The 18,910-nt window shown below is 43.4% G+C and carries 15 protein-coding genes; 10 read left to right on the top strand and 5 right to left on the bottom strand.

Translation table 11 applies throughout. The features are described 5' to 3' along the window. Positions 1–12 precede the first annotated feature (12 nt). Entirely contained in the window at positions 13–1,296 is a 1,284-nt protein-coding gene (locus tag PRU_RS05810) for a radical SAM/SPASM domain-containing protein (protein ID WP_013064672.1), read from the top strand. Further along, a complete protein-coding gene (locus tag PRU_RS05805; protein WP_013064190.1) occupies positions 1,296–3,359 on the top strand; it encodes a TonB-dependent receptor in 2,064 nt (687 codons plus the stop codon). The genes PRU_RS05810 and PRU_RS05805 overlap by 1 nt, the downstream gene beginning before the upstream one ends. 150 nt (positions 3,360–3,509) lie before the next feature. On the opposite strand, the gene PRU_RS05800 is transcribed toward PRU_RS05805, so the two are convergent. The 3 genes from PRU_RS05800 to PRU_RS05790 all read right to left on the bottom strand — a co-directional run bounded on the left by PRU_RS05800 (position 3,510) and on the right by PRU_RS05790 (position 5,518). Further along, a complete protein-coding gene (locus tag PRU_RS05800; protein ID WP_041385788.1) occupies positions 3,510–4,496 on the bottom strand; it encodes a relaxase/mobilization nuclease domain-containing protein in 987 nt (328 codons plus the stop codon). Beyond that, a complete protein-coding gene (locus PRU_RS05795; protein ID WP_013063008.1) occupies positions 4,493–4,882 on the bottom strand; it encodes a plasmid mobilization protein in 390 nt (129 codons plus the stop codon). Before PRU_RS05795 ends, PRU_RS05800 begins: the two co-directional genes overlap by 4 nt. A gap of 207 nt (positions 4,883–5,089) precedes the next feature. Then, a complete protein-coding gene (locus PRU_RS05790; RefSeq protein WP_224083073.1) occupies positions 5,090–5,518 on the bottom strand; it encodes a DUF3408 domain-containing protein in 429 nt (142 codons plus the stop codon). 1,261 nt (positions 5,519–6,779) lie between these two features. Here PRU_RS05790 and PRU_RS05785 point away from each other — a divergent pair. The 5 genes from PRU_RS05785 (at position 6,780) to PRU_RS05765 (ending at position 12,151) form a co-directional block, all read left to right on the top strand. After that, positions 6,780–7,118, top strand: a complete 339-nt coding sequence (locus PRU_RS05785; protein WP_049769213.1) for a helix-turn-helix domain-containing protein — start codon at positions 6,780–6,782, stop codon at positions 7,116–7,118. Positions 7,119–7,149: 31 nt separating this feature from the next. After that, positions 7,150–7,461, top strand: coding sequence for a helix-turn-helix domain-containing protein (locus PRU_RS05780; RefSeq protein ID WP_013064966.1), 312 nt, complete (start codon positions 7,150–7,152; stop codon positions 7,459–7,461). 232 nt (positions 7,462–7,693) lie between these two features. After that, positions 7,694–8,272, top strand: coding sequence for a DUF6088 family protein (locus PRU_RS05775; RefSeq protein WP_233427358.1), 579 nt, complete (start codon positions 7,694–7,696; stop codon positions 8,270–8,272). Further along, the gene (locus PRU_RS05770; protein WP_041385787.1) at positions 8,265–9,299 is read left to right on the top strand and encodes a nucleotidyl transferase AbiEii/AbiGii toxin family protein; all 1,035 of its coding nucleotides are present in this window, start codon (positions 8,265–8,267) and stop codon (positions 9,297–9,299) included. The genes PRU_RS05775 and PRU_RS05770 overlap by 8 nt, the downstream gene beginning before the upstream one ends. Positions 9,300–9,304: 5 nt before the next feature. Continuing rightward, on the top strand, positions 9,305–12,151 hold the full coding sequence (locus PRU_RS05765; protein WP_041385786.1) for a TOTE conflict system archaeo-eukaryotic primase domain-containing protein: 2,847 nt from the start codon (positions 9,305–9,307) through the stop codon (positions 12,149–12,151). Positions 12,152–12,215: 64 nt separating this feature from the next. Here the strand turns inward: PRU_RS05765 and PRU_RS05760 are convergent, their stop codons facing one another. Together PRU_RS05760 and PRU_RS05755 are read right to left on the bottom strand one after the other, a co-directional pair. Then, a complete protein-coding gene (locus tag PRU_RS05760) occupies positions 12,216–12,590 on the bottom strand; it encodes a hypothetical protein (protein WP_049769094.1) in 375 nt (124 codons plus the stop codon). A 4-nt stretch (positions 12,591–12,594) separates the two neighbouring features. After that, entirely contained in the window at positions 12,595–13,824 is a 1,230-nt protein-coding gene (locus PRU_RS05755; RefSeq protein ID WP_013064106.1) for a site-specific integrase, read from the bottom strand. A 372-nt stretch (positions 13,825–14,196) separates the two neighbouring features. Here PRU_RS05755 and PRU_RS15250 point away from each other — a divergent pair, with 372 nt between their 5' ends. The 3 genes from PRU_RS15250 (at position 14,197) to PRU_RS05740 (ending at position 18,825) form a co-directional block, all read left to right on the top strand. After that, positions 14,197–16,173 carry a sensor histidine kinase gene (locus tag PRU_RS15250; protein ID WP_013065009.1) on the top strand — a complete coding sequence of 659 codons (1,977 nt, stop codon included), beginning with the start codon at positions 14,197–14,199 and terminating at the stop codon, positions 16,171–16,173. Positions 16,174–16,257: 84 nt separating this feature from the next. Beyond that, a complete protein-coding gene (locus PRU_RS05745; RefSeq protein WP_143040065.1) occupies positions 16,258–16,602 on the top strand; it encodes a hypothetical protein in 345 nt (114 codons plus the stop codon). Between the two features lie 57 nt (positions 16,603–16,659). Continuing rightward, a complete protein-coding gene (locus PRU_RS05740) occupies positions 16,660–18,825 on the top strand; it encodes a TonB-dependent receptor (RefSeq protein WP_143040066.1) in 2,166 nt (721 codons plus the stop codon). Positions 18,826–18,910: the final 85 nt, after the last annotated feature.

Below are 18,910 nucleotides of genomic sequence, written 5' to 3'. Positions count from 1 at the left end.
ATAAATATAAGTATGATTTGGTCAATATATAATTATCTTTTTGAATTAGGTAGTAACATTTACTTATATAATTCATACACAAACAATCTGATGCGCTTTGATATTGACGACAAGTACAGATTAGAGTCTTGTGCAAAAGGTGAATTTGCAGATGTCGCGTCGCCTTTTCTTGAAGAATTGAAAAAGCAATATGTTGTCATCGACAATGATATAAACATCTACAATCGTATCAAATTGGAAAGGACATTAGCAAGATATGACAAGAACTATTTATCCTTAACAATCGCACCTACTACTGCATGTAACTTTAGATGCTCTTATTGTTATGAGTCCGGTATTAAAAGTAAAAATGTATTGGACGAAGAAAAGATGGCAAATAGTATCATTAAGTTTACTAAAATTTTCAAGAAGACAAATTATCTGAGAGTTACATGGTATGGAGGGGAACCTCTTCTGAAGTTTGGATTTATTGAAAGGTTGTCAAAGATGTTTATGCAAGAGTATCCTAATTATCAAGCCTTTATGATAACCAATGGGTATCTCCTTGACGATGAGAAAATTTCAAAACTGAAACATCTAAAGATAATGGGATTGCAAATCACCATAGACGGATTAGAGCAAGTTCACAATAAACGCCGTCCCCATTACAAAAATGCAGACAGCTATAAGAGAATCGTTCACAATATAGATAATTTGTTCTTCAAGTATCCTGATGTCAGAGTTGCGTTAAGAGTTAATATAGACAAGTCCAATTCTGAGGAATACCATAAACTGTATAATTTCATGACAGGAAGATACCATGACTATAAGATAAACATACACCCTGGCTATGTTACGGATGATTTTTCCTCAAAAGCCAATTGCAATTGTATGGATTTTTCTGATAGGGGCAATTTCGTAATTAAACAACATGATTTGTATGGTATCCCAATATCATTATATCCTAAGCCTTCATTTGGAGAATGTAGCGCAAGACACTTGAATAGTTTTGTAATTGGTCCATCTGGAGAACTCTATAAATGTTGGAATGACATAGGATTACAAGATAAAGAGATAGGCAACATTTCTGATTTTTCAAATTTAAATAGTCTTTGCTTAAAATATCTTTTAGCAAATGACCCTTTGGAATCTGATAAATGTAAAAAGTGTTTTTGTTTCCCAATATGCGATGGAGGATGTCCGTTTAAGAGAATTTTCTCGGCAGACTCTTTTTTAGAGGATTATTGCTCGAAACGTGAAGCATACATAAAAGAACTTATAATAAAGCATACAGAGGATCAAATTAAGAAGGAATAATGAGACATATTATAGTATTATTTGTAACATTATTATCTACAAATTCAGCAACTGCACAGCAGCAAACAACAGGCAATGATTCTATTAATCATATTATTCAGTTACAAGAAATCGTTGTTAAAGGAAATAATTTGGTGTTAGAAGATGACCATATCATATGCATTCCAACAGAGTTACAACGTAAACATACACATAGTGGTTTTGACTTGTTATATCGGATGATGATACCGAATGTGTCTGTTGATTATCAGAAAGGAGAAGTTGTTACACCAGCAGGGCAAGCAACACTCTACATAAATGGACGTAAAGCTACTTATCGTGAGATAGAATCGTTACGACCTAAAGAAGTTGCAAAGATAGAGTATTTTGATTCTCCTTCAGGAAAATATTCTATCGATGCCTCATCCATAAATTTTGTTTTAAAAGAACCTACGTCTGGAGGATATACTTTGCTGGAAGGTAAACAAGGCATTGGCTATCTTATTGGTGATTACAATCTTGTTTCAAAATACTCTTTCAACAATTATAATATTAATGTATGGGGCGGATACAATGTTTGTGGTTTAAATGACAATGATGAAGAGGCTGAAAGATATGTAAATTTCAAAACAGGAAACTTAATCAAGAATAGCAGTTACTCTCTAAATAATCGTCTGGAAAACTTGTATGGGATTGCAAGTATCAGCAAAATTGATAAAAAGCAGATGTGGATGATAAGGGCTGGCATCGAACGCCAAAAAACAGGTAAAGATACCAATGAAGGCTTTATTTCTTACTCTTCTACATACCCATCCGCAAGATTTTTAAAAAAAGAAAATGAGAGATACGTTAAACCGACGACATATTTATATTATTCAAAAGATATTTCTGATTCTAGACATATAGATGTGGTTCTTGACGGTTACTATTCAAAGCGTAAATACGAAAGGTACTATGATGAATTGGACTACACATTCCAGTCAAATGCTTCAGAGGACTATTTATATACCAAAATTAATGCGAATTACAGTATCTCACTGAAAGATAAGAGCAGTATAACATTCAGCTTGCATGAATATTTTAGAAATAGTCAAATTGCTTATGAATTAAGTGAAAATAGGAAACAGCATCTATATTCCTCTGAAACAATTTTATTTGCTGATTATTCTAAAAGAATATATGGAAATATACTATTAAATATTCATCCAGGACTTTCTTATATGACATATCAATTGTCAGGAAGCCCATCTATAAGCCATTTAACTCCTCGACTTAATTTGATGGGTGCATATATGATTAGCAAGAAAAAAAGATTGCAATTATCATTAGCATTAGGGAATACATATCCTAGTCCCAATACAATAAATAATGCGGAACAGCGGATAGATCGTATTATGATTCGTCGTGGGAATCCGAAAATGGACAACAGCATCCTTCTGATGCCTAGAATTAGTTACAACTGGAGTCTCGACAATATGTCTTTTTCCTCAAACTTCCAATACTATTATATAAATCACGCAATTGCCAATGTTTATCATTACGATGGAGACAACCTCATTAATACTTTTTCCAGCGAAAACAGATATCAACGGACTTCACTTGATTTATCTGCTGTTTACAAACCATCAACTAAAATTAATATAAAAATAAACGGAGGCTATAAACATACGAAATTGGCAGGTGATGTCAGTGAAAGTGTGCATACATTGTGGAGCAACTTTCAAGTAGACGTGTCAAGAAAAGACTTGTACGCATCTTTCGTAGTGAATACTCCTCAAAAACAGATTGTTAACAACCAAATCATCCAGAAGATTCCATGGCAATATTCAATAACGATAGGATGGGACTATAAAATGCTTTCTTTGAAAACAAATATAAATAATCTATTCTTTATGCATCGAGAGGTAACTAGCTCTGCGGTGTCTGATGTATATTCTTTTTCATATTCAAACAATAATCAAACATATAATCAAAATGCATCAATAAAAGTAGTATATACATTTGAATATGGGAAAAAGGTAACTCGTTCATACAGGTACAATTCTGTTGGTAGTGAGAGTGCTATATTAAAAGGGAAATTGTAAATAGTTGCGGACATGGCAAATATGGCATAACATATAATATAAAAGGGAAAGAAATAGAAATGACATGTTGCAATTGATAGCTGATGATAAAAATGGCATTACTATAAGACATTACAAAGAATGAGGGACAAACGCCCCCTATCCTCATTACTACAATTTTAATTGACTCGTCTTCTTTTTCTTACGCTGCATCTGGCGACGAAAGGCTTCATCTTCTGGGTCATAGACAGGATTAGTTGTATCGAACAATCCCAATGATGGAATAGGAATGGATGAACTGGAAGAGTGCTGCTGAGACTCTTCATGATGTTCTTTTTGTTCTGGTCTTTGTGCTTGCCTGGGTTGTTCGCTTTGGCCTGTCTGCTGCTGACAAGAGGCTTTGGTATCCTGTTCCTTATGTGCATTCCTCTTCAGAATATTGTCCATCTTTGTGTATGTCATTCCTCTTCGAATCTGCGAAGCCTTGAAGGCCTTACCGTCTTTGGTGACGCGAAGACCCTGTATGTCGGCAATCTTAGTACTTCCATCTTTCTTCATCACAATGTCCATCGTAACACCGTTTCGCTTTAGTTCATCTGTGAATTCTCGCCATGAAGTGGCCTGTGCCAGTGTGTTCATAATAATGTGATAAACCTCGTATCTCGTCTTTTCATTTCCTCTTAATCGCTCGGTTTTAGTGGTTCCCTTGCCATTGGAAAAAGTGAGTCCGTACTTCCGTTTAAGCAGTTTCGTCACCTGTTCGTTCCGTCTAAAATCGTTCTGGTCTGAGATGGTCTTGCCCTCGTTGTTGATACGGTTATAGACCAGATGGCAGTGGGGATTGCCATTATCAAAGTGGCGGACAAGGATAAACTGAGTGTCCTTGATGCCCATCAGTTCCATATATTCCATTGCTATCCGGGCCATCATCTCGTCTGTCAGTTTGTCCTTGTCCTTTGGCAGAAAGCTCAGAGCGATATGGCCTACGGGTTTGGAGATCCTGGGATTCAACTGCCGCTGGAACTCAAAGCTGTCAATGATGTCCTGCGTTGACATCAGCAACACACCGTCGGAGGCAAGGATTTTCGCATCTTCCTTGCCTGTCACGTATTGGACGCACCGCTTGAACGATGCAGCCTTCATAATCTTTCCTATCATCTTTTTCTCTTTTTGTCGGCGTCCTGTTTATACTCTCTTACGATATGGCTGATGTCACCCAGCAGACTGTTTAACGGAACATACAGATATATGATTCCTTCTTGGTGAGCCATCTTCGTGAGTTGGTTGAGGTTGTTCGCCATGCCTACAAGCATACGGTAGTCCTTTGTTACCGCCTCTAAAGGCTTCTGTGCTACATCAGGGTTTAGGGTAGAGTCTCGGATGTACTCGGCCATGTGTTTATTTGCCTTCTTGCTCCTGACTTTCAGGATTTCGTAATCCTTCTTGGAGAACTTGACCGTGACTGCCCTTGTCAACCGTCTTGCTTCAGCAACTGTCGGTCTGCCTCCGTGCTTCTTCGTGTTTTGAGTGCCTGTAATTATCATTGCTTCAGTGTATTCACTTTAGTGACTGGACTGACTGAATCTGCGACCAGTGGGGAGCGGATTTCCCTCGCAACGGGAGTGCGGGCGAGGTCGTTTTCGGGATGCCGAAAACATAACCTCGCCGCACTCAAAACGTAGTTTCCAGACGATTGTGCCACCTTCGGTGTCAAACCACGCCTGTCTGGTCACAGACTCCAGTCTTATCGCTCACAGTTTAAACCATTGTTCCATATCCTCCCCATAGATGCCTAAGTGGTGCTTGACCATGTTCTCTACGATGCCTGATGCACTCATCCGCTTGCCTCCGAGCCTACGTGCCACCTTGTCAAGTTCGTCGCGTAGTGACTCGCTGATGAACACGGGCTTTGGGTGGTCAATCTTGGGTACAGGGAGAAAGACGGTGCCATACTCATCGAGTGAAAGTCTACGCTGCTTGCTGCTGACACGGTGGGCAGGTGACTGCTTACCAGCAGGAAAAGAAACAGGCTTCGGCTCTGGTTCTTCCTCTTGTTCATTCTTTGGTGAAGTTTCTTGGCCTTGGGCTTCTTCTGTTGTAGGGGGTGGAATCACTGCATTAGTGTCAGTGGAGATGGCGGAGTTATCGCTCTCTTCAAGATCTGGGTAGCGTTCTTCCATGCTGATAGATGAGCGAAGTCTGTCACCATACATGAAGGTTCTCAATGCCTCGTCTTCTTCCTTTGTCGGAGGCACATTCTTGGTCTTTTTTGCTGTCATTTGATTTTGGTTTAATTGTTACTACTATGGCCAAAGCTGTCGCTGATGACCGTTTTTCTGGGCAAAAGTAAGATGATTGAAATTACCCTCCAAGCGTTTGGGTTATGTTGCCCCATTCTGCATACATCATAGAGGATGTGTGGTATTTCAGGTGATTGGTTCCCTGTTTTTCCGAGTGGCTATAGTGGATACGTTGTATCAAGTAGATAAGGTGAAGCAAGTGGCTATAGTGGCTTCAATGGCTTCTATATATAATAAAGGTGTACCATGTCCTTTGTGAAATTAGTCCATCCGTCAGTCCATCCATTAGTCCGTTGTGCTGTCAGTCCTTCAGCCAATTGGTGAATTGGTGAGTGTGTTTGCCAATCAATTTCAAAATCAACTTCTCATTTGAGCAATCAATCAGCTGACTGATTTAGCAATTTATCAATTTATCGTTTTATCATTTTAATGTTTTAACGGTATAGTTGATATTGTGCCTTTGGTGAAGTTACTCGCTATAGTGATGTGATTTCAGTGAAAATGGTGGCGTTCGTGGCACCCATTATCGATGCCACGAGTGCCAACTGCCTCTAAAAATTTGGTGGTTACATCAGGAATATGTAATTTCGCACCGCAATTGAACAGATGGATGATGCCTTGCTTGCGCTGATTGCGCCGATTTTGAGGGCAAAACTGCGCAAGTTGTCTGAGAGATGTAGCAGTTAGGCATGGAAAACGTTACTTTTGCACTGGAATTGAAGAATCAGTGTCACCAATGTCACCGTTTTAGTGGGACATTCGGTGACACATGCTTTGGAAAGGCGATAAGAATGAAGTGGATGTAGTACCTTCGCATTGACAAATAGGAAAATGGCACAAAGGTGCTTGCACCAACCCGCAATAGGGGTAGCCTACTACCCCCTGTTGCTTGCAATGCCGCAAAGGGATGCCATAGAAGGGTGTAGCCTAATACGCAGCTGGTGGCGGAGTGCCACACAATGCTGCGGGTATCTTTCCTGATGAGCAAGCTCTGAGGGCATTAGAATAAAGAAAGGCTGAATTGTTAATTCAGACAAGAAAACTTCCAAACAACAGGCAACAGGAACTTTTGAAGTACCTTTGCCGACGGTTCCGAAAAGAGCCATATAAACATGAAGTATAACTTAAAAATATAATAATGATGGAGATTGTGAATATCGAAAAAGATGCCTACGAGAAGTTCGCAGGGAAGTTTGATCACTTCGTCAAGAAGATGATGGAGATGGGTAAGCGAGGCTCAGACAAGCGTCTGGGCGAGTGGATGGATAATCAGGAGGTATGCGACAGGTTGCGCATCAGTCCGAGAACGTTGCAGACGTTGAGGGACAACGGCACTCTGGCATATTCACAGATTAGCCACAAGACTTATTACAAGCCGGAGGATGTAGAGAGCATCATGAGGGTGGTAGCAGACAGGAAGAAGGATGCGGCATGGCGAAAGCCTCGAAAGCCCAGAACCAACGGGGCTGTAATGGTTTAGTGTGGAATGGAATAATAAACAAAAGTAAAACATGGAGAATTATCTGAAAGAGTTGATTACTTTGAGAACTGACGGCTTGGTGGATGCCATGAAGTCGATGAAGGAGATTGAGACGCTGTTTGACAAGGTTACATACAATTATCGTCCTTTGTTGAACGGAGAGCGGTACTTGTCGGATTTGGAGGTGTCGCACCGCCTGAAGATAAGCCGTCGCACATTGCAGGAGTATCGTGACAGCGGCATTGTACCTTACATCAAGTTAGGTGGAAAGGTGCTCTATCGTGAGAGTGACCTTGAAAAGCTGTTAGAGGAATGTTACCATCCTGCATACCGTAAAGATTAGAAAAATGTTTGTTCTTGTCTTTTCTTTGGATTTTCTGTGTCATTTCACTTGGAATGGCATGGAAAATCCTTCTTTCTATCATTCCCCCAGAAAAAAATATGTTCTACATTGCTCTCATTTAAGAAAAATGTATTATCTTTGCAGTCGAGAACTAACAAATTTTGCAAATATTTGTATGTTGACGAATAAAAATATCATAGCATAAATGACAGTAAAAGAGCATATTATAAATGTGATTAACAGAAGTCAGGACGGAAGTCTGTTTTTCAACAACAGTTTCCCGAATTATGATGATGTCTATGTAAGACAGATATTGTCTGAGTTATGTGGACAGGAACTGATTTCGCGAATCTCCTACGGAATCTATGTCAAGCCTATGCGGAGCAAGTTTGGCGTTGTCTTTCCTCCTGTGGGCGACATCATAAAGGCTATCGCTAAACGCGACAAAGCCAAGATCCTGCCAACAGGCAACACGGCCATGAATCTGTTAGGTCTGTCAACACAAGTACCTATGAATTCGGAGTACATAACCAGTGGCTCTGCAAGGGAGATCAAATTAGGGAATCGTACTATCCGGCTCAGGCGTAGCGTTCCCAAGAACTTTGCCTATAAAGGTGAGTTGATGCCCGTTCTTGTACAGGCACTGAAGGCTATTGGCAAAGAAGACCTGACAGACGAACATATCGGCATCATACGCAAATTGTTGACAGAGCATCCCGAAGAAAAGACATGGCAGAAGGATTTGCAACTTGCACCTGCCTGGATTCGAAAGATAGTAACAACTCTGAAAAAAGAGATTAACCATGAGTAGATGGATAGATAACAACTTGGCAGACCGTCTTTATATGGTCAACCGTATATCGGACTTGAAGAACATCGACCAAGAATCGGTAGAAAAAGATTGGTGGGTGACAACCGTATTAAAGGCATTGTTCGAACTGAGCACATCAAAGTACACTTATTTCAAGGGAGGTACAAGTCTGAGCAAGGGCTGGAACATCATCAACCGATTCAGTGAAGACATCGACATTGCTCTATATCGTGACTTCTTCCTAATAGAAAAAGGTGTTGCGTGTGCCAGATGCGAGAACAACAACCAGATAAAGATGCTACGAAAAGCATCACGTGACTTCGTACATGGTGAACTGAAAAATGAACTTGAAAAGAAACTGGAAAGTATAGGTTTTAACGTGAAAGTGGAAGCAGTCACAACTCACATGACTGCAGAGGGTGAAAAGCCTATTGACCATGACGCAGACCCGACAGTGCTATTGGTACATTATCCCAGCATCTTTAATTCCGGTCATTCATATGTGAAGCCCGTGGTGAAAATTGAGATCAGTTGTCTGTCAATGAAAGAACCATTTGAGGTGAAGCATATTTCTTCGTTGATTTCTGATGAGTTCAAGGATGATGACGGTGAGACAATGACCGATATTGCTACCATATCCCCATCGCGCACCTTTCTTGAGAAAGCCTTTCTCTTGAATGAAGAATACCAGCGCAGACATCCCAGAACACTTCGCATGAGCCGACACCTCTACGACTTGGAGAAACTGATGGATACAGAATACGCGAGATCTGCATTGCAGAATGTGCTTCTATATACCGAGATTGTGGAGCATCGCAAAAAGTTCTATCATGTCGGTGGCGTTGACTATTCACTGGATATGCCAGACAAGATTTCGTTTTGTCCCGTTGGCGAAATACAAAACAGATTCCGTAGTGACTACGAGAACATGAAGTCGAGTTTTATCTATGGCAATCCTTTGGACTTTGATGCACTGTTAAAGCGGCTTGAAGAGTTACAAAATCGATTCCGGCAAATGGTGTTATAATATCTATGCCATTAGAGAATTATCAGGAGTGGATGGCTGAACGGCAACAACTTCTTGAACGAATCAGGAAGCTGGAAGTCGAAAATGCCGAGTTGAGGAAACGACTTGGTGAAGATTTTGTGCCTGCTGTTCAGGAGCCGACAGCCATGCAAAAATTGTCGCTACAGGAAAAGATTGAACTGTTTCGGAATCTGTTCAAAGGACGTGAGGATGTCTTCGCCAGACGCTGGTATAGCAAAGCAAGCGGTAAGTCTGGTTATCAGCCTGTTTGTCAGAATGAGTGGAACCGTCTGCTTTGCGACAAGAAAGCTCATAAATGTGCAGAATGCCCAAATCGTCAGTTCTTGCCATTGACATACGATGACTTTTACCATCACTTGGAAGGAAAGAATGTCAATGGTGAAGATGTTATTGGCCTATATGTCCTCAAGGAGGATAATACATGCAACCTGTTATGCACCGACTTTGATGACAAGAACTGTGAACACGGCTATCAGGAAGACGTATTGGCATTCGTCGATGTGTGTAAGAGTTGGGGCGTTCCTTGTTCAGTCGAGCGTTCCCGTTCTGGCAATGGTGCTCATGTGTGGATATTCTTTGGGACTCCTGTACTGGCGGTGAAAGCCAGAAGATTGGGTAATGCCATCCTTACAGAAGCAATGAATAGAAACGGGAAGATTGATTTCAAGTCATATGACAGATTCTTTCCTAATCAGGACACATTGCCAGAGGGAGGTTTTGGTAATCTTGTAGCCCTTCCCTTACAAGGCAATGCTCGCAAAAAAGGTAACAGTGTGTTTGTGAATGAATATTTCGAGCCATACGATGATCAATGGGAGTATTTATTGAATGTGAAGAAACTCTCAGAGGATGCGTTGGAAATGATATTGAGGCAGACTTCTAACATCCTTCCACTTGGCGAATTATCAAAGACTAGCGAGATCAAGCCTTGGGAAGTCCCCGTTGCAACCAAGATTGAAAAATCAGACTTCTCGTCAGAGGTTGTTATCACTCGTTCGAATATGCTCTATATACCATTGAGCCAATTGTCATCAAAGGTTCTTAACCACCTCAGACGTATCGCCTCATTCCGCAATCCTGAATTCTATAGCAAACAGGCAATGCGACTCTCCACCTATTCAACACCACGTATCATTTCGTGTGCTGACTTAACGGATGAGTATCTTGCTTTGCCTCGTGGATGTGAGGATGTCGTCACTACATTGCTTAAAGAGAAAGGAGTTACTTATCGCTACGATGACAAGACTAATCACGGCAGACCTATTTCTGTTCATTTCATCGGCACACTCCGGGATAATCAGCAAGAGGCGGTTAATGCTTTGGCTGCAAATAGCACAGGTGTGCTCTTTGCAACGACTGCTTTCGGAAAAACGACGACAGGTATTGCTCTTATTGCCAAGCATGGCGTAAACACTCTGATATTGGTTCATACCAAAGCCTTACTTGACCAATGGGTTCAGAGATTGGAGCAATTTCTTGTAATAGACGATGTTCCTGAAGTTGAGGTTGGAAAACACAGACGGAAAAAAGTTCTTTCGCCTATTGGTACTCTTTCGTCAGCAGGAAACAGGCTTCACGGTATCATCGACATAGCCCTTTTGCAATCGTGCATGACGGATAACGAAGTAAAATCCTTTGTGAAAGACTACGGTATGGTCATAGCTGATGAATGTCATCATATATCGGCTGTAAATTACGAACAAGTTTTGAAGGCTGTAAACGCCCGATATGTATATGGTCTGACTGCGACACCATTTCGCAAAGACGGGCATCACCCCGTTCTCTTCATGCAATGTGGCCCGATCAGATATGCTACTGATGCCAAAGCCCAGATGCAGAACCAGACCTTCCAGCGGTTGCTTGTGCCTCGGTTTACTCCATTCAGACCTGTAAGTGGTGAAGCCCTTTCGTTTACTCAGGTCGCTCAGCAACTGTCAGAAGACGAATATCGTAATTTGTTTATCGTCAAGGATGTTATTGAGGCCCAAAAAGAAGGTCGTTCGCCAATAATATTAACTGACAGGACTTTGCATGTTACAATATTGGCAGAACTTCTGAAACCTCACTGCCCTAACGTGATTACTCTTGTTGGTTCTGAAAGCATCAAGGAGAAACGCCAGAAGATGGAGCAACTGCATTCTATTCCTTCCACTGAGCCACTTGTTATTATTGCCACAGGCAAGTATGTCGGCGAGGGCTTTGACTATGCCCGTCTCGATACGCTGTTTCTGGTATCGCCCATAGCATGGAAAGGCAGACTACAACAATACACTGGCCGACTGCATCGTGAGTTTGAGGGGAAAAAGGATGTGCAAGTCTATGACTATATCGACATACGAGTTCCTGTTTGCGAATCCATGTATCGTAAACGTCTGAAAGGATATGCCTCAATCGGCTATAGAATCAGAAATAATGAGATGTTTGAAAGTCTGTTCCCAACAGCAGACTTAATCTATGATGGTCAGAACTTCGTGCAACCATTTATCTCAGACTTGACTCAGTGCAAACGTTCTATAGTTATTTCATGTCCCAGAGTAAAGATTGGTAGGAACACACAAATAGCAGAGCGACTTATTGATTTAACTGCAAATGGAATAGAAATTGTACTCTATACAAAAGAAGAGAACGATGATACTCTTCGTTTGCTACATCAAGGGATGCAGATTATCACAATTGACCGTCTTTCCCTACATACTGCTATTATCGACAAGAGCATTATATGGTATGGCAGCGTCAACATCCTTGGTTACCACTCTATTGAAGACAATCTCATTAGATTCAAGAATGCTGAGATAGCCACGAATTTATTAGCCTCTATTATTGAGAAATAGAATTGTTGCCAGTTCCTCCATATAGAAGTAAACTGGCAACAATATCTTAATCCAAATCGTCCCTTTATTGGAATTGTTTACGGCCTACATTCGTAAATATCACCTCAAACGGCTTGTGGTCTCGTTCAATTCGTACCATCAGTTCCTTGCGGACAGCCCTTGCCTGATAAGAGTTAAGACGGAAGGCAAGTAACAGAACCAACTCCATGTTATATACGGTGAGGTACAGGTTTCGGCTTTGTTTGATAGTCCGCTCTGTCTCATAGGGTTTCACCAGTTCCTCTTTGTAGAGTGTTTGGATGGTGTTCCTTAGTTTCGGGATGAACACTCCGAAAAGGTCAACCAGTTCGGACTCGCTCATCCAAATCTCTCCACTCGGTATAGTCAGTTCCCTGTACTCACTATGCTCACTCCACTCAATGATGTTTCTCTGTTCCATGTGTCTATGCTGTTTTGATGTTACTGAATGATGCGTTAAGCTTGTTACCCAACATTGTCAGGTCATTATCCAGCTTCTTGGTCGTGATGCGGGCATAAATCTGAGTTGTGACAATGTTCGTATGACCCAGTACACGGCTCACGCTCTCTATGGGCATGCCATTGGTTAAGGCCATTGTGGCAAAGCCGTGTCTTGCACAGTGAGCGGAGATAGGCTTGTCTATACCGCATTCCTTCATGACCGTCTTCAGTTTCTTGCAGACACTCCAGTAATTGACCTCACCGAATACTGACTTCGGATTCTCCTTGGGGAAGTTGCTGTAACGCTCGATAATTTGCAGTGGAACGTCTAACAGCTTCACTTGATAGGGTACGTCGGTCTTGTGACGCTTGCCAATTATCCACTTGTCACCGTCTATCTCTACAATGTTGTCCGTAGTCAGTTCCTTCAAGTCCACGAAAGATAGTGCCGTGAAGTTCATGAATACGAACAGGTCGCGGATAAAGGCGAGATTGGCATCTTCAAACTCATGTGTCATCACCGTCTTTAACTCTTCTTCTGTCAGGAATGTGCGTTCCTTGCATTTGGGGCTGATATGGAACTGTGCGAAGACATTGCGCTGTATCTTGCCATTATCATGTGCTCTGCCTACCACTCCCTTCAGGTGCATGCACGACAGCCAGATGGTGGAATGCGCCAAGCCGCGTTCATTGCTAAGGTACACACTGAACTCTTTGATAAAGTCAGGTGTCAGTTCTTGCATGGCAATGTCGTTCCGCTTGTAATTTGTTCGAAGGAAATCTGCAATGTAGTTCCTCGACCTCATCTGTATCTTGTAGGTCCCTTCTGCCCTGTCCTTGCCTACACGACGTTTCAGATTGGCAATATCTTTATCAAAGGCTCCGAGCAGCGTTTCATACTCGCTGCCCAATCCCTGATATGCATTTCTTACCATCTCAGCCGTTACGAATCCCTCGCGGTCAGACAGACGCTGATAATGCTTGATAATCTGCGCTTTGATATTATCAAGGTCACGGTTAATCTGCAAAGCCTCCTTGCTTCTTCCCTTGGCACAATTACCCTTTACATCCCACATGGCCAGTGGGATATTCTTCTTACAACTGAACTGCGACTGCGTTCCGTTGATTGTTACTCGTCCCATGATAGGGACAATTCCGTTTTTCTCCTTGCTCTTGTTGGCATAGAAGAGAATGTTGAATGTGCTTCTTGACATACTTCATCCTTTTTTAATTCGGGCTGCAAAGATAATACCAATTTCCGAATCGCTTTTTCGGCAAAACCATGCAGTTCGTGTCATTGAAAACCAATCGGAGTGAAGTTCGTTATTCTGCGATTTTACACCCTACGGATTTAGAAAAGTTTAACTGTCAACGAGGTCGTAAACGGGTTACGATTTGGCAACCTAACTCCTTCATCAATCCTCCCAAATTTGCACACCATCATTTTTCAAAATTCCCCATTCTTATTCGTATTGCCCTTATTTTAAGGCCGATTTGCGTTAATCTTCTAAAATTACTTTGCCACGTCAGCATTATTTAGTAATTTTGCACCCTGAACGCTGATAACAACGGAACAAAATTATAGAATGAAAAAAAAACTATTAACTATTGCTATATCAATAGCCGGTGCATTCCTTTTGCCGATATCTCTAACGGGATGTCATGATGCTGAATTTAAGGAACGATGCGAAGACGCCGAGCACATGGTGTACGATGCTTATCTGGACAAAGATTACAACCGCATAATTGAACTGACCGACAGCGTGGAGCAGTTGGGACTCTTTTCGGAGGGAAAAGCCGACTATTGGATGGGCTATGCCTACGACCGCTTGATGCAGAAGCGTATGGCCGAGCTGTATTGGAAACGGGGACTTACGGCTGTTGAGAATTCGACTGGCGACGAGGATGTCAGGGTGTATGCTGGTATTGCCCAGCGATTGGCAGGCCTGAAGTATTTGTGGGGAGAGTATGAGGCGGTACTGAAGATAGCACAACCAGCCATCGACCGACTGGAGAAACTGGGATGCGACACCACGAGCGAATACACCAATCTACTCATCTATGCAGGTTGCTGTCAGACTCGTCACGGCATCAGCGAGGCAGCTACAAACAAAAATTTTAATCGCGCATACGATTTTCATCTCGACTATATCAAGCGTCACAATTATGCCACATCCTATCGCGATGCCATCGTGGGCGTTATCAGTATCAGCTATAATTATATCGAGATTCACGACTACGAGAAAGCCCTGATATGGCTGGATCGTATGGCCCAACTGATACGAGGCTATGAGTCAGCAAAAGATGCACGTAAGGATTATGCCGAAAAACAGTGGGCCCGATACCATATCTATCGTGCCATCACCCTCGAGGGTCTGCACCGTTCAGCCGAAGCTGCCGAGTGCTATCAGAACTTTATGAAAACAGGTATGAGCCGTACACCCGAAGGTAGCAACTTGAGTGGAACCTATCTGGGCGTGGCAGGCCGCTGGCAGGAGGCTGCCGACAATTTTAAGGACCTGAATGAGCTCCTTAAAGAATACAAGGTAAGCTATACGCTCGAGATGATTCAGAAAGTGATGCTAAAGAAATACGAGGCCAACCGTAATGCGGGTAGGTTGGACTCTGCGAAGGCTATCAGTATTGACATCATAGAGCATCTCGACTCGGTCATCAACATATCGAGACATGCCGATGCACTAGAGCAGGAGGCTGTGCATCAGAAGGAGCTTGAAATGGCAGCTGAACGTGAAAAGAATCTGCATACCCGTCAAGCCTGGCGCCTGGTTTCGCTGATCATACTGATTGTTATCATGCTGATATACATTGTGTTGCGTCATCGTTCGCAGGCCAGATTGGCCAAGGCGCTGGAACATGCCAAGGAGTCGGACCGTATGAAGACGGCATTTGTTCAGCATATCAGTCATGAGATACGTACTCCGCTTAATATCATCACGGGGTTTGCGCAGGTGGTGAGCAATCCCGACTACGATCTGAGCGACGAGGACCGCAACCGCATTATGGCCGACATCAGTCACAACACCACCGAGATTACCAACTTTGTGAACGAACTGTTGGAGTTGTCGGAAAGCGAGAGCCAAAGTATGTATCAGCTTGCCGATGAGGTAGATGTGACAGCCATCTGTCAGGAGGCTATAGATGCCAGTGAGGCTGATAACCAAGGGCGACTGGCACTGAGTGTGAGCAGCAAGCTGCCTGCCGATTATCGCTTAAAGAGCAATGCCACAGCCATCCGCAAGATATTGGACCGACTGATGAGCAACGCTTTGAAGTTTACCACTAAGGGTAGTGTAACCATCAAAGTAAAAGCTGATAACAAACAGTTGCAGATAGCCGTAGAGGATACCGGCAAGGGTATTCCTAAAGACCAGCAGGAACGCGTGTTTGAGCGATTCTATAAGGTGGATTCGTTTGTGCAAGGCATCGGTCTGGGTCTTACCGTAGCCCGTCGTTCAGCCGAATTGCTTGGCGGCACGCTCACTATCGATCCAGATTACACCACCGGATGCCGCTTCGTTATCACCCTGCCAGTGAATAATTAAATACGACAGAATTCAACAAAAGTTAAATCCCAAGGCAAAACAATTGTGCTTTGGGATTTTATGTGTACTTTTGCAGCCGAATATATGAAACTAGCGAATAAACGACATATGGCGGCTTGGATGCTATTGGCAGTTTTTGTGCCAATACTGCTGCTGTCGTCTATTCACATTCATGAAACTGGCGACACAACAACTACCGAGTGTAGCGACTGCGTACACCATAGTTGTCATGGTCACCTTTCGTCGGTGGCCTCGTGGGATCACGACTGCGTGCTGTGCCAGTTCCTGACGCTGACTATGTTGGCAGCCGCTGTAATGGCTGTTACGTTATATGTTCATGTATGTATCAAGAGTTATGCTCAGCCCTTGTGCGGATTTCGCACCTACAGCTGTGGCAACATCGTAACCCGAGGTCCTCCAACACTCTGATTACCTCGGATTATTTACATACATATTTATATAACATACAATTAATTACAAAACAGAATGAAAGCAAGATATATCATTCTGCCATTGTTGTGCGTATGCATGACCTTGGCAGCTCAGGATAATAGTAAACATCACCATATTGAAGATTCAACAGATGTGTTTTTCCGCCATCTGAACTTAAACGAAGTAACAGTAACAGGCGTAACGGGCGATACAAAACTGAAACACGCTACAGCACCCGTGAGCATTGTTACACCACAGATATTAAAGGCCACGGCCTCTACCAATATCATCGATGCCATCGCCCACCAGCCAGGTGTGAGTCAGCTCACTACCGGTGGTAGCATCTCGAAACCCATCATCCGCGGACTGGGTTATAACCGCGTGGTAGTGATGAGCGAAGGTGTGCGCCAGGAAGGACAGCAGTGGGGCGACGAGCATGGCGTTGAGGTTGATGGCAGTAGCGTGGGCAGTGTCGAGATTCTGAAAGGTCCTGCCTCACTGATGTACGGATCGGATGCCATGGCAGGCGTGGTTATCCTGCACGCTCAACCCACATTGGCCGAGGGCGAGCTGAAAGGCAATATCAGTACCGAATACCAAACCAACAATGGTTTGTTTAATTACTCGTTACAAATGGCAGGCAACCAGAAAGGTTTTGTGTGGGACGCCCGCTATAGCGATAAGATGGCACATGCCTATAAGAATAAGTACGACGGCTATGTGCCTGGCTCACAGTTCCGCGAAAGAGCAGGACGACTGATGCTGGGACTGAACAAAGGGTGGGGGCACTCGCGCTTGACGTGGACCGCCTATCACTTAACACCGGGAATCGTTGAAGGAGAGCGTGATGCCGAGACTGGTGAACTGGAACACGAAGAGGGTTGGACCGGACATCAGTACTCGAAAGCACTCCCATTCCAGCAGGTAAAGCACTACAAGGTGGTATGGGACAACTCGCTGAACCTGTCGTCGGGCTACTTGAAGGCCATCATCGGCTACCAGCAGAACCGCCGTCAGGAGTTCGAGGAGGAAATGGATGAGTACGAGCTGTATTTCAAGTTGCACACACTGACATACGACCTGCGTTACGTTACCAACGAGTTTAACGGTTGGAAACTGTCGACTGGTATTGGTGGTATGTATCAGAAGTCGGATAATGAGGGCGAGGAGTATCTGATTCCCGACTACCGACTGTTCGACTTCGGTTTCTATGCCACCGCCACCAAGAGACTTGGCGACAACTGGACACTGAACGGTGGATTACGCTACGATCATCGCCGACTGCACGGTTACGAGCTGATGGAAGATGGCGACGTTCGTTTCGCCAACTTCAGTCGCCATTTCAATGGTGTAACAGGTAGCATCGGTGCTGTATGCAACATTAACGAGCATTTTAATGTACGCTTGAATCTGGCCCGCGGTTTCCGCACACCAAACATGAGTGAACTGGCTTCGAACGGTGTACACGAGGGTTCTTTGCGCTACGAGATTGGTAACCAAGATTTGAAAGCTGAATATAGTATGCAGGCCGATCTGGGACTGGAGTTTACTTCGCAATATGTATCAGCACAGTTGGCACTCTTTGCCAATCGCATCGATAATTACATTTTCACCCATCGATTGGCCGAGGAGATTGAAGAAGGCTACCTGACTTATGCCTATACCCAGGGCGATGCCCGCTTGTTAGGCTTCGAGGCTGGCGTGGACTTACATCCTGTACACAGCGTGCATTTCTCGAACACCTTCTCGTATGTAGATGCACAGCAGATGCATGCCGATCCTGGCACCAAGTATCTGCCCTTTACGCCAGCACCCAAATGGGCTTCGGAACTGAAGTGGGAGCTGTTCCACCACTCGCATACCACGGTAAATCATCACCATACTACCGATGCAGCCCACCGTTCGGTGCTGAACAACCTCTATATTGCAGCTGGTCTCGACTGTTATCTGAAGCAGTCGCATATCTATAGCGCCGACGAAACCGAAACTGTCACACCCGGCTATGCGTTGCTGAATCTCTCGGCAGGAACCGATATTCAGGTAAAAGGTAAGAAGATAGCAGAGTTATACATCACCGCCGATAACTTGCTGAACAAGGCCTATCAGAATCACCTGAGTCGTTTGAAGTATGCCGACGAGAATGTGGTTACCGGTCGCCGAGGCGTATATAACATGGGCCGCAACATCACCTTCAAACTGGTAGTGCCCATCTCTATGTAACGCGAATACCTACTTATAATTAATCCGTTTCTGCATACGTGGTAAGTGCGCCGTGCTTAAAACCCCGTGTTTTAGGTATTGCGCA

The sequence above is a fragment of the Xylanibacter ruminicola 23 genome (assembly GCF_000025925.1).
Lineage (GTDB): Bacteria > Bacteroidota > Bacteroidia > Bacteroidales > Bacteroidaceae > Prevotella > Prevotella ruminicola.
The sequence above is the reverse complement of the archived record's forward strand: the minus strand, read 5'-3'. Positions and strand labels throughout refer to the sequence as shown.